The 13,150-nt window shown below is 45.8% G+C and carries 11 protein-coding genes; 2 read left to right on the top strand and 9 right to left on the bottom strand.

Translation table 11 applies throughout. The annotated features are described in order from the left end of the window. Positions 1–47: 47 nt before the first annotated feature. Together AC0YN3_RS14350 and AC0YN3_RS14345 are read right to left on the bottom strand one after the other, a co-directional pair. On the bottom strand, positions 48–1,184 hold the full coding sequence (locus tag AC0YN3_RS14350; protein WP_475775715.1) for a response regulator: 1,137 nt from the start codon (positions 1,182–1,184) through the stop codon (positions 48–50). Further along, positions 1,165–2,985: a sensor histidine kinase gene (locus tag AC0YN3_RS14345; RefSeq protein ID WP_475775714.1), complete on the bottom strand. Its 1,821-nt coding sequence runs from the start codon at positions 2,983–2,985 to the stop codon at positions 1,165–1,167. Before AC0YN3_RS14345 ends, AC0YN3_RS14350 begins: the two co-directional genes overlap by 20 nt. A gap of 198 nt (positions 2,986–3,183) precedes the next feature. On the opposite strand from AC0YN3_RS14345, the gene AC0YN3_RS14340 reads away from it, so the two are divergent. Next, positions 3,184–4,101 carry an aldo/keto reductase gene (locus tag AC0YN3_RS14340; protein WP_475775713.1) on the top strand — a complete coding sequence of 306 codons (918 nt, stop codon included), beginning with the start codon at positions 3,184–3,186 and terminating at the stop codon, positions 4,099–4,101. Between the two features lie 54 nt (positions 4,102–4,155). Here the strand turns inward: AC0YN3_RS14340 and AC0YN3_RS14335 are convergent, their stop codons facing one another. Then, complete coding sequence (locus AC0YN3_RS14335) at positions 4,156–5,349, bottom strand: YhgE/Pip domain-containing protein (protein WP_475775712.1); 1,194 nt, start codon at positions 5,347–5,349, stop codon at positions 4,156–4,158. A 181-nt stretch (positions 5,350–5,530) separates the two neighbouring features. On the opposite strand from AC0YN3_RS14335, the gene AC0YN3_RS14330 reads away from it, so the two are divergent. Beyond that, the gene (locus AC0YN3_RS14330) at positions 5,531–6,169 is read left to right on the top strand and encodes a TetR/AcrR family transcriptional regulator (RefSeq protein ID WP_475775711.1); all 639 of its coding nucleotides are present in this window, start codon (positions 5,531–5,533) and stop codon (positions 6,167–6,169) included. 189 nt (positions 6,170–6,358) lie between these two features. Here the strand turns inward: AC0YN3_RS14330 and AC0YN3_RS14325 are convergent, their stop codons facing one another. The 6 genes from AC0YN3_RS14325 to AC0YN3_RS14300 all read right to left on the bottom strand — a co-directional run bounded on the left by AC0YN3_RS14325 (position 6,359) and on the right by AC0YN3_RS14300 (position 13,054). Then, positions 6,359–7,216: a class II fructose-bisphosphate aldolase gene (locus AC0YN3_RS14325; protein WP_441942913.1), complete on the bottom strand. Its 858-nt coding sequence runs from the start codon at positions 7,214–7,216 to the stop codon at positions 6,359–6,361. Positions 7,217–7,493: 277 nt separating this feature from the next. Then, positions 7,494–9,500 (bottom strand): S-layer homology domain-containing protein, encoded by a 2,007-nt coding sequence (locus AC0YN3_RS14320; protein WP_475775710.1) that lies wholly within the window; start codon positions 9,498–9,500, stop codon positions 7,494–7,496. Positions 9,501–9,766: 266 nt separating this feature from the next. Then, positions 9,767–10,048 (bottom strand): putative quinol monooxygenase, encoded by a 282-nt coding sequence (locus AC0YN3_RS14315; RefSeq protein WP_475775709.1) that lies wholly within the window; start codon positions 10,046–10,048, stop codon positions 9,767–9,769. Between the two features lie 13 nt (positions 10,049–10,061). After that, positions 10,062–10,799 (bottom strand): NADPH-dependent oxidoreductase, encoded by a 738-nt coding sequence (locus AC0YN3_RS14310; protein ID WP_475775708.1) that lies wholly within the window; start codon positions 10,797–10,799, stop codon positions 10,062–10,064. Positions 10,800–10,936: 137 nt separating this feature from the next. Next, positions 10,937–11,395, bottom strand: coding sequence for a MarR family winged helix-turn-helix transcriptional regulator (locus tag AC0YN3_RS14305; RefSeq protein WP_475775707.1), 459 nt, complete (start codon positions 11,393–11,395; stop codon positions 10,937–10,939). 78 nt (positions 11,396–11,473) lie between these two features. Then, positions 11,474–13,054, bottom strand: coding sequence for a stalk domain-containing protein (locus AC0YN3_RS14300; RefSeq protein WP_475775706.1), 1,581 nt, complete (start codon positions 13,052–13,054; stop codon positions 11,474–11,476). Between the last annotated feature and the right edge of the window lie 96 nt (positions 13,055–13,150).

Raw genomic sequence — 13,150 nt, 5'->3', positions numbered from 1 at the left:
GAAAAAAAGAATTCCGCTATCGCGAAACTCTTTTTTCCGACATATTATTATGAATTTAGTCCCACTAACAACTGAGCGTATAAGTCCGATGCCTCAGGGGAAGGCCTTATGCCGATTTCCCTATGCAGCACTTCCACGAATTGAGCATAATTTTTCACGATTGCTTCTTTATTTTCTTGCAGCGCCCACGCCTTCATGAGCAGCATGAACGATTCTTCATCGATTTCATTATGCGTCATTAGTTTTAACAATAACCGAATCGACGTATTGATTTCCCCGACTTGCATCAGCGCGATGGATAGCCGCTGCGTAAAAGCGTTATACATCAACGTTAGCCGCTCTACCTCATTCCAAGCCCATGGAAAGGCACGCTCTCCGAACAAATGTCCGGTATATTGCTGCTCCAGCTCAATAGCCTGCTGAATATTGGAATCATTAATGGTTGCCAGCCGCCTGCAGCCTTCTTCAAAACTTAAGAAATCAACATGCACCTGACTAAGGCTGAAAGCATAGTGGTTGCTCTCGGAGTGCAGGTTTTCCTTCAAGCCGTAAGCCTCCAAAACTTTTCGCAGCTGATAGACTGTCGTATTCAGATAGGTTTCAGCGTTTTTTTGGGCCATGCCGCCGAACAGATCTTCAATGATTTTGGACCGGGACACCAGCCTGCCTTTATGTAATAGCAAATAACCCAAAAGCTCCGCGCTTTTGCTCGATTTCCATTTGACCCTGACGCCATTGGCGCTCTGAATATCGATGCCGCCTAAACAAAGCAGGGTAGCCACCTCTCTATCCGGTTTCCGAATTGACTGTAATAAAAGCTCCGAACGTTTCTCTGCAAGCGCTTTTTGAACCGTTTTTTGCAGCCGTTCTTGAATGACGGGCTTTACAATATAGTCAAAAGCATCCACATCGAAGGCAAAAACGGCATATTCCTTATGCGAGGTAATGAATACGATCTTGGTCTGTCGTCCAATCCCCCGTATACGCTCCGCGAACTCCACTCCATTCTCCCTCGGCATGCTGATATCCAAAAATACCAAGTCTACTTCATAAAGGCTGAGGTAGGAGAAGGCAGATTCCGTTTCTTGGAATACGCCGACAATCTCCACCTCCGCAATTTTGCCGAGCATCCGTTTCATGATTAAGTGCATCGCCTTCTCGTCATCAATGAGCAAGACTTTCATGGTATACCCCCTTTATGCCAGGTAGCGGCTTGGTAGATGCAGTTGGAGGAATAGGAATGGTGAAATAAAAGGTGCTTCCTTGCGACGGCTTGCTTTCAAACCAAATTTGCCCGCCATTTAACTGAACGAATTCCTTGCATAACGTGAGCCCTAGCCCTACGCCGCGTTCACCGGCCGTTCCCGCCAATGAGTTCGGGTACGCTTCTTCCTGCAGGAGCGTGTCGGCTTGGTCGCAGGAAATGCCTAAGCCTGTGTCATGGACGGATACCGTTACTTTACTGCTGCTAATTTCCGCTTTTACGCGAATGCTCCCATCGAAGTTCGTAAATTTAATCGCATTGGATAGCAAATTTCGAATGATAAGATCGAGCATTTCCTTATCCGCATAGACAAATATGCCTTTCGGTATGTCTGTATGGATGTGAATCCGCTTCGCCTCGCTCCTAACGCTAAGCAAGCGCATATTACTCTGAACTGCATGCAGCAAGTCCCGCTCCACGGGGCGGAATAGCATGCCTCCTCTTTGGCTTCGAAACCAATCAAGCAGGCTTTCCACAAGGTCAAAGGTGTTCTTGATTTGCTGGCCCATTTCATTCAAAAGCTCATCGTGGCTTTCTCCGCGGTCCTGCATTTCCTCTTCCATTAACTCCATGAGGTTAATGAGTACGGCTAGCGGATCACGTATATCATGGGCGACAACGTTGAACATCTTGTCTTTAAACGTATTCAGCTCGCTAAGCTGCCTGGCATTCTCAAGCAGCTTCTGTTCCGACCGAACCGATTCCGTCACGTCGCTTAGCAGAATCATTTTGCCAACGGGCTTCCTGCGGCTATTGTTGACATATGACATATGAATATTAAAGAACAGCTCGTCCGAATGCCCTGAAATCTGCGTTTGGCTTGCATGAAAAGGCTGATGGACTACCCTCTCAAGCAATGCTGGATATTCCGAGAAAATGACTGCGGCGGGCTGCCCAATTTTTTTTTTGCTCAAGTTTTGAATTGTGTCTGCCGCAGACTGGTTAAAGCTCATTAAGCTGTTATCCATATCAAGGACGATAACGGCATCCTGCATGGATTCGAACATTTTCTGATGCGCGAGCGGCGCCAGCCTGAGCATATTAAACTGGTAGATTCCCCACATATAGAATATACCCGAGATAACAAATCCAAATGGGGAAATGTCAATGGGCATGTACACGATGCCGCTTACATAAATCAGAGCAAATCCAAAAGGCCCCCAAGAGCCAATAATCATTAAAGCGACTTGTTTTTTTATGCGCGGCGTTTCTTTCAAGAACATTCGGATCAGCATGACCATGCCAATGACAAAGATAACGTAAGAATAATAAACATGAAGATAGTATAGAGGTCCCTTCTCCAACACGAGCAACGGGAATCCTTCTGAATAGTCGAGTGTCATGCTTTTATAGAATAGATGGTGGAATTCATTCGTGTGGTGTGCTACAAACGTAATCAATGGGACGGATATAAGCGCGGCCACGACCCGTTTGCTAACGAGCGCTTGGCGTCCCGTATACTGGAGAACCATGATGAACCAAAATAGCGTACCGAAGGGAATGCCGATGTATTCCATTCTGAGCCAGAATCGAATCTGATCGAGCGAGGTACTGACAATCTCAAAAGCATATCCAAAACTGTAGAAGACACCCGTGAGCATACCCAAGCCATAGCTCACGGAAATAGGAAGATCCCTTCTTTTCCAGCAAAGGTAGCAAATGATTATGGCACAGCAGGCAGCTGCCATCAGAAAGACCGATAAATATATATTGTAGCTCATAAAGGGCTATCCCCCACGCTGGATATGGTCTTCTTTTAAACGGTATAGGATTTAATTAAGTATATCACCTTTGAATGACGTAAAAATGACAAACTTCGACATGATTTGCGAGCAGGTTTGAAAAGAGAGCCGATTGTGTGAGACAATCATTTCGTTCCCTACATATTTATAACCCAAGTACCAAGGAGGAGTTTCATAATGAGAACGATAAAGCTTGGAACAAGCACGCTAGACGTGCCAGTCGTTGCGGTAGGCTGCATGCGGATCAATTCACTCGATAAAACCGAGGCCGAGCGTTTTGTCCAAACGGCTCTTGAGGAAGGCGCTAATTTCTTCGAGCATGCCGATATTTACGGCGGCGGCAAATGCGAAGAAATTTTTGCAAATGCCGTTCACATGAACGCAAGCGTGCGCGAGAACCTGATTCTGCAATCCAAATGCGGAATCCGCCCAGGAATGTTCGATTTCTCCAAAGAGCATATTTTGAATTCCGTTGATGGCATTCTGAAACGATTGAATACGGAATACTTGGATGTTCTTCTGCTCCACCGTCCGGATACATTAGTTGAGCCAGAAGAGGTAGCGGAAGCCTTCGATCAATTGGAGAGCTCGGGCAAAGTACGTCACTTCGGCGTATCCAACCAAAACCCGATGCAAATCCAGCTTCTCAAAAAATCGGTTAAACAGCCGCTTGTCGCCAACCAGCTTCAACTGAGCATTACCAACACAACAATGATTTCTGCCGGGTTTAACGTGAATATGGAGAATGAGCCTGCCGTAAACCGCGATGGCAGCATACTAGATTACTGTAGATTGAACGACATAACTATTCAGCCTTGGTCACCGTTCCAATACGGCTTCTTCGAAGGTGTTTTCCTTGGCAATGAGAAGTTCCCTGAATTAAATGCAAAAATCGATGAGGTAGCAGCCAAATACGAGGTGAGCAATACGACGATTGCCGTTGCTTGGCTTCTGCGCCATCCTGCTCGCATGCAGCCGGTCATTGGCACAATGAACATAGAGCGGTTGAAGGACTGCTGTAAAGCTAGCGAGATCTACTTAACCCGCGAGGAATGGTATGGTATTTATCGCGCAGCCGGCAACGTGCTGCCATAATGCCCATAAAGTCAAAACAGCCTCCTGTCCACGTGGACAGGAGGCTGTTTTGGTTTAATTTATTGGTGCTGGCACTGCCGAAGCATGCGATGCCTCTATCGGTGCCTTCCCTTTTTTGAACCCCGAAGCAAGCAGCAGTAAGAGAAAAGCCCCGCCGATGCTCCACACAATCGCTGCATTCGATGCTGCCGCCTTCAGCCCGCTGAAGTACATGACCTCTCGCAGTCCATCCGCAACGAATCGAAGCGGTGTCCAGGAGTATATCCAATCCTGCGTCGTTTGGGTTAGAAATTCAGGCGCAGCATTCAGGATCGGCATAGAGAAGAACATCAGCAGCACCATGATCGCCATCGCCGGAAATCCAATCCAATTGAGCAATGCAGACTGAATCAAGAAATACATCGATCCAGCCAGCCACAGAAACAACCAGGTTTCCGACGCGTGAGCCAGCTCCATCCCGTACCACGAAGATGCCATCCATATCAGGAAGCCGGAAGCCGCGCCTATTATAATGACGCCCATACCGAGCTGCGCCAGAATGCTCACCCAGCTATTCGCCCCAGCCTTCCTCGCATTCCCTCTAGCGAGAAACAAGATTACCGCTGCAATCAGGCTGCCCATCCACATGATCTGCGTCAATAAGCCTGGCGCATTTCCTGAGGCGTTGTTCGCTCCGATGGCGTGAACAGCCTCTTCTTGTACCTGAATAGGCGATAACAAAGCTTGAGCGACAGTAATCGGCAGTTGCTCTGTCTGGTTGCCGATTTGTGTTAGCATCGACTTGGCAAGCTCAGCATTGACCATCCGCATAGCTTGGCCCAGCCCTTGCTTCACGGCAGTAGCTGCCTGAGTATTGAGCCCGTCATTGCTTACAATGCTTACGGAAGCTTGAGCTGGCTGTGCGCTCATTAGCGATGAGACATTTGCGCTTAGATCGACAGGCAACACTAACGCACCATAATATTTGCCTTCGTCCAAAGCTTCGCGTGCAGCTGCTTCTGACTCAATCACAGTAAACGTGAACGGCATCTGCTCGTTAGTAAGCAGCATCTGCTTGATCATTTCTCCCACTGCGACTGCTTGACCATTCGCTGTCTGAACAGGCTGATCAGCAACGACTAGCGCTACAGGCAAATGCTGAGGCTTCATGCCGAGCACGGAACCCATCATTGCCGCGCCGAATACGATCAGAACGACAAAAACGCCGACAAACCCAATCCAAGTTATTTTTTGCTTAAATAATGCCATCCTATACATTCACTCCTCTATTTTAATGGACATTCTGTTGATTAAAGGTCACAATGCTTATTATAATAAGTAGCAGTGAAAGTACAATAATCAGTTCTTCCCGTACTGTTTATTACTCAGCAGTTCAAGGATAGAGTGTTGATTTTCTCATAAAATAGTGACGAAGAGGTGACAGGATTAGATGAGCAACCAGTTGGATCGGCGCCAGGTACGCACGAAGCGCCTGCTTTATGAAGCACTAATGAGCTTGATTGCGGAGAAAGGCGCTGATCACGTAACGGTGACGGATATCGCGAACCGCGCCGAGATAAACCGCGGCACTTTCTACCTCCATTACCGCGATGTGCCCGATATGCTGGAACAGTTGAAGGAGCATGTTTTTGAGAAGGTCAGAAACCGGATTACTCAGCTGAACTTTCAAGATGCCATTCACTATATGGACAGAAACGAAGTCTACCCTGTGAGTGTTCAATTGTTCGAGGAGATAGCGGAGCATGCCGATTTTCTGAAGACGATGTTTGGTCCCAAGGGCGATCTTGCCTATGCGATACGTTTCCGGGAGCTGTTCGCCAGCCATATTTATGCGAAAACGCAGCAGTTAGGCGGCACAAGTCCTGCTGCTATTCCACCGGATTATATCGTCGCTTATGTGACATCTGCCAACTTTGGCCTGATCATGCACTGGCTTGAGACTGGCCTTAATCGGACTCCGAGCGAAATTAGCTCCTATATGGCACGAATCATTAAATTGGGCCCGATGCTGGCGTTTGGGTTCCATGGATTGCCAAATGCGGATCATACCCTTAACAAGGAACGGTAGTGGACAATCATGCTTTAAAGGATTACGCCAAGCGTAAACGGCTGTCGCCGTCCTCTGTGGCAAAAGCAGTCGTTTGGCGGAGATAGATAAACACATATATATGTGACAACATGTAAATTCTTATCTATAAAAAAAAGGTTGGGATGAATGCTTATCGCATTCTTCCCAACCTTTTTGCATGTATGTGGATTACGCTTTGTTTGAAGAACCAAACTCACGAATTTTTCCTTGAACGGTAGCTTTGATTGCATCGCGGCCTGGGGACAAGAATTTGCGCGGATCGTAAACTTCGGAGTCGGAAGTCAAGATTTCACGAGCAACTTTTGTGAACGCGATTTGGTTTTCTGTGTTAACGTTGATTTTTGCAGTTCCCAGTGAGATCGATTTCTTAATGTCTGCAGTTGGGATTCCTGTACCTCCGTGCAATACCAATGGAAGCTTGATCGTTTGGCAGATCTCTTCCATTTCTTTGAAGCCTAGGTTTGGTTCGCCTTTATAAGGACCGTGTACGGAACCTAGAGCAGGAGCTAGGCAATCGATGCCTGTAAGCTCAACCAGCTGTTTGCACTCTTGAGGATCAGCGTAGATAACGCCATCAGCGATAACGTCGTCTTCTTGTCCGCCAACAGTACCTAGCTCGGCTTCAACCGAAACGCCGCGCTCGTGTGCGTAAGCAACCACTTGTTTTGTCGTTTTTACGTTCTCGTCGAATGGCGAGTGCGAAGCATCTATCATAACGGAAGTGAATCCAGCATCGATCGCTTCTTTACATTTCTCGAAGCTTGAACCGTGGTCCAAGTGAATGGCAACTGGAACTGTGATCTTCATTTCTTCGATTAGGGATTTCACGATTGCAGTTACAACCGTGAAGCCGCCCATATAACGAGCTGCACCTTCGGAAACGCCAAGAATAACAGGGGATTGCTCAGCTTGAGCAGCACCTAGAATCGCTTGTGTCCACTCCAGGTTATTGATGTTGAATTGACCAACTGCGTAACCTTCTTTTAAACCTTTGTTCAACATTTCTTTCATTGATTCCAAAGCCATGATAAATCCTCCTTCAAAATAATTGCAATTTAATAACTCGACCTTTCAATCATACCCAATTCATCCGCAGTTTAAAAATGCGTCCGCAAACTGCGGTGATACTGGCACGAACGGAATCGGCTTTCCCACGTTCACGTTCTACTTGTCAGTCTACATGTTATCACAAATTTCGTTATAAGACTACCTATAGGGAGGGTCATCGCACGTTTGCGCGATTCAAAGCCTTAATGAAAAACTGCAGCGGTTAGCTGCAGTCTCCGGTTGAGAAAGCTATGATTTATTGCAAAAGCTCGTTAATCGCCGCTGAAGTTCGCAATGAACGAATAATAAGCGTTAATGCTTCAGCGCGCGTTGACTTATTCTCTGGGGCAAACTGATTCGTGCTCACTCCATTAATCATGCCTGCGCCTGCTGCTTCCTCGATTGCCGCTCTTGCCCAATATTCATCCGAGATATCCGAGAATGCTGCAGGGGCATCATTCTGGCTCAATGCTTTCAAGTTCACAATCCGAGAAATAACAGTCAGCATCTCCGCTCGCGTAATGTCATTGTTTGGTTTGAAGGTGCCGTCTTGATAGCCGTTGATGATGCCGCTCGAAGCCAAGCTTTCGATGTAGGTGCTTGACCAATTCTGTGAATCCAGGTCGCTGAATGACGTGCCTGAGGAAGCCTTGCCTAAACCAAATGCCCTTACGATCATCGCACTGAACTCTGCTCGAGTTACCGATGCATTCGGCTTGAAGCCGCCGTCTTGGAAACCTTCAATAATCTGAAGGCGTGATGCAATACCGATATCCTTGGATGCCCAATGCGAAGCCGTATCCGTGAAGGAAACCGGTTCAGAGGCTGTCCATTTTTGTTTCAACTCAGCCGTCAGCTTATCTATATCAATTGCAGCAGACGACAAGAAGGGATTGGATGCCGCCGGTGTCGGTTTTGGTGTTGGAGAAACCGTTGGATTTGGTAATGTGGGTGCTTCTGTTGGTGCTTCTGTTGCCGTTGGCGTTGGTACCGGCGTTTCCGTTGGATCCGGTGTTGCAGTCGGTGATGGAGTTGGCGTCGGCTCGAGTTCCCTCGTAACTGCCACATTATAGAATTGTTTGCTGCCGTCTTCCGCCGTTACGATGACGCTAATTTCATTCAAACCTACTCGCAAGTCGATTGGATTAGTAACTGGTGACTCATCACGTTCGTAAGCTACGGATGCGAAGCTATCATCTGGCGTGTAGGTGACCGTAGTGACGGATACCTCATGTGGTGCCTGACCGGTATATTCTAATATTTGACCATTGAAATCCCGATCTAATACAACGCCGCTTAAGCTGAGCTCGCTAAGAGAAGCAGCATTGCTAAGTTTTTTAACTTCCACGCGAAGGTCAAAGGATTTAGTCAATACAATGCCATAACCTGCTAACGTGGCTGTCATCTTCACATCTGAGAAGCCTGAGCTCGTTTTAGACTTTTGAATAACCCCAGCTTCGGTAATGACATCGGTATTGCTACTTGCCCAAGAGACATTGATTCCCGGTATATCATTCGATAGCAAACTAATGTTTTGCGTCACATTCTGCTCGTTATCACCGGAAGCAAATCCAATTGATACTGCTTTTATAGCCTCATTAAATTGTGTGTTATAAACTAAATGCGAGCCCGAAAACAATGAAATATTCGGTTCTGAAAAATTTTCAATAGGCGATTTAACCAAAAATGTAACTTCACCTTTTTGGGTATATGAAGAATATCCCCCCGTTACTTCACTATTCCCACTTCCAGTATTATTTAAAAAAACAACACTTGGATCGGCGGAATGAGCAAATATCTCCGTGCGATCACTCACTGTGTTCCCATCCGTTCCATATACAGAATAGGTCACACTTACAAACCCCGGATGATCGATATCCGCTTTAGGCTCTATTTGCTGAACAACATAATTTACTGGTAACGCTGGTTTAGTTGATGAGATGTCTTTCATTTCGACTTGGTTATAGGAGTACACAACTTCAGGAACCCAGCTTACAATTCCATCGGTCAAGTAACCTCCTACGATCGTTTTACCAACATCAGTCGTGGCCACCGTTAGTGACGGGTTTGTAGAATCAATTGGTATATGCTCTACGGATCCATTCGAATATCTAACGTACATTTGCTCAGAGCTTTCTAATATCTCTTCGGGGCCAATAACAACGCTGAATGACCCCGTATTGGTTACACAGCCACTTAATATTACCAGTATCAAAGCAGAGACGAGTACCGAACGACTTAACGAAAAAAGTTTCATAAACATATTTCACTCCTATATGATTGAATAGATGATCATTGGATGCATGTTCATCTATTCAATCATACAGGAAGCTAATGACGGCAAAATGACAAACTTCTACAAAAGGTGCAATACTTTCACATTGAGGCATATCTTCAATATCAATCATCACAAACCTATCAACTAAATTACATTTCTCTTATCGATATGATGCTGCGTATGCTTCAACTTTAACGAAATTAGCGGTTAGATAAACAAAAGAGGAGAAGCCGTCGGCTTCTCCTTATTCTCTATGCGTTCAAACGGTTTACTTTAAGCGGCTCGATAAGAACATTTCGTGCGTAAGCAAAAAATTCGGTGAAGTGATCCGTTTGGTTATGAAGGTCAATCGCTTGCTCGTCTTTCCACTCCTCCAGCATAACGAACTTGCCAGGGCTAGTGACATTCTCGAACAACTGGTAGCTGATATTGCCTTCCTCGGCTTGCGTAGACGAGAGCAGCACGGTCGATTTATCTAGAAACGTCTCGCGCTCCCCCGCTGCCACTGTCATTTGAACCTGTAAAATAATCATGTGCATCCTCCTTTTATTTGGTATCGAATTTTTGTTGCTCCAGCATCTTTCTCACTTCCGGATAATAGATCCGGTTGTACAAGGAGGACACGGCTTTCGACCAGCCTCGGGATTCTTTACCGTCCGTACGTTTCAACATATAGGCAGAGACTTCATCATCATATTGTTTGATCAAGCCTTCCTGCTCCGTATTATACTGCTCCTTATGCCAAACCGCGGCTTGAGGGAGCCGGTGCTTTTTCTCGGAAGCTCCTGCCGGGTGACCGACCACTAGACCGCTAACGGGAAACACGTAATCAGGCAGTCCCAGCAGCTTAATCAGCTCAATAGGCTGTCTTCTCGCACCGCCAATAGGCACGATACCTAGCCCTAAAGATTCTGCGACGGCAATGGCGTTACCCATAGCTAGGCCTGCATCGGTAGAGCCGACAATAATCGACTCGACCCCATCCGTCACAACCAGCTCTTCGCCATTCAGCTCGGCCGCAATTTTGGCACGGTAGAAATCCGCGCAAAACAGCAAGAAAACAGGTGCCTGCGCAATCCAAGGATTTCCTCCAGAAAGCTCTGCGATCCGCGCTTTCGTCTCTGGATCCTGTACGCTGATGACTGTTACCTGTTGTCCGTTAATGGACGACGGTGCGGCCTGTACGGCTTCAATAATCATCGTCAAATGCTCTTCGCTCACCGGTTCATTCGTATAGCTTCTAATCGATCGGTGGTTTGTCACGGTATCATATACTTGGTTCATTATAAGCAGCTCCTTCATCGTTCATTTATTCAAATCTGTGCTTCCCATTCACTCACAGCCAATTCTCAGCTTCACTCAACTACTGCATCTACATATAATTGATTTTTGCAACTATTAATGAAACGCAAGCCTTCTTACTAGGAAGAAGGCTGTTTCTTGAATGGGGTATTGTTCAATGCCTGGTTCATCAAACTTAACGTTTCGAAAACTTGTTCGTGCTTCTCAGCCGGAATACTTGCAAATACATCCTGCAAATATAGCTCCATGGATTCCGTGATATGCAGCTGCTTCTTCTCACCATCAGCAGTCAGCGACAGCACAACATAACGCCGGTCATTCGGATCAGGCAGCCTATTAATCAGATTAAGCTCTACAAGCTGCTGTACTTGCCTGCTAAGGGAGCTTGTGTCCGTTATAAGCAGCTGCGCGAGATCATTCAAAGATATATTTGGCCGCTTGCCCAGCTCGTACAAAATATGGCTCTGGATAACAGAGACGCCGCAGCCTTGCGCGCCATCCTTCTGCAGCATGCCGAAAACCCTAACCAGCAGTTGAAAAGTTTCCCGTACATTTACGTAGGGAGAAATCTTTGTCATGATCATCACCTGAACAAAGTGTATCACACAATAGTTTAACTTTGCAACTATTGTATTATTCAACGACAAAAGATTACATTAATTATAGACTGGATCACTTAATTTTTTAAGCGCTAATGCCAGATCCTGAACCCCGCCTCCACCATTAACGGTAAACGTAACGTCTACCGTATGCGGTTTACCTGAGTTGTCTCGATAGCTTATAATACGATACTGTCCAGCAGGCGCATACAGATTAAATGTCGAATCGCTTACGCTAACATATGAAAGAGAAGCATTCTGGGAATTATACATCATCAACAACCCACCATCTATGGAGATCGAGTCACTGGTTAACCTGGCACTTACATTTAGCTCAGGCAGCTTAATCGTAGAAGGCGTGGCCGTCGCTCCTTGAATCGTGAAAGAACTATTTTGTTGTAAAATATAGGTCGTACCGTGAAACATCAAATCCATGATTTGATATCTCCCGCTTGGCACGTCTATATTTACTTGACCATTGGTCCAGCTAACATATGAAGGTAACTCATTGGGCATTTCCAAGGAGCGAAGGTTCATGTTGCCTTCATTGATTTGTTGTCCCTTGGCGTCCGTAATAATGATCGAAGGCAGTTCAACGCGCACATCCTGAATGACCATCCAACGATTAATATTTTTTTGAAGGCTTAATTCGTAAGGTGTCGTACCGTGCTCATTTACTTTATAGGGATCAGCGCCGGCTCTCAGTAGTGATTGTATGATACTATAATTTTGGGATTGAACCGCTTTATAAAGGGAATTGTCCAGCCCTGGGTCTGCTCCATGCTTCAGCAGCGAATTTACAATAGCAGGTGATGGCTTCAGGCTTTTATAGGTGCCGTTCTCTGAACCAATTGATATTGCGCTAGAGGCTAACTCGAGCAGTGTCCCTAAATGATCCCTTTTATTCGGGTCCAAGCCCGCCGATAGCAAAAGCTCAAGCAATTCGGCATTCTGAAGTGTAATGACGTTAAATCCAATATATTGGTCATTTCCTTTCATTTGAAATCCACCCTCTATTAAAGCACGGGCAGCCGCCGTTCTATTATAGGTAACTGCATAATCCATCGGAGTGTTATTTAAATATTCTTCCAATAACTTGCCATTCGGATTGGCGCCTCGCTTAATCAAGTTAGCAACGGCAACGGCATCCCCTTTTCTCACCGCTTCAAACAAGCTGCGTTGCAGAGCCTTCCTAGCTGCTTCGGTTAATCCAAAAACTAGCTGGTTTTCCTTTTCGTCGTAAGTTGCTTCTTTGCCGATTACAATCCCGACAAACCTTGCAGGTACAAAAATTCGCCCTTCCCTGACGACGGGAGCCTGTGTCAAACGAAGCTCACGGCTTCCGATATAAATTCGGGTTTGATCTACACTCGCTTTATAAGTAATATCCTTGTACTTTACCGTAATTTGCTTCTTATCGAACTTCGAATTCATTTTCAGGGCATCGAATATTCCCTTGGCATGCAGCATCGTACTCCCATTAACTACAATGGGCTTCACGGCAAGCTTGATTTCATTGCCATCGACAACAATTTTCGTTGCCGGCTTCTCTGCGGCCTCAACGAATGATTCTAACTTTAAAAACGAAAAAGATAGAAGAATTGCGGTTAACATTAATATACTCTTTGATACCCTCATCAATAAAAGCTCCTTATTTTATCAATTTTTACCATTGTATCATCTTGGAAATTTATAGCCATTCATTTTTAGTTACTTAGCTTTACAAAAGATGGC

Source organism: Paenibacillus sp. J22R232 (genome assembly GCF_056269165.1).
Note: the sequence above shows the minus strand (reverse complement) of the source record. Positions and strands in the feature narration are given on the sequence as shown.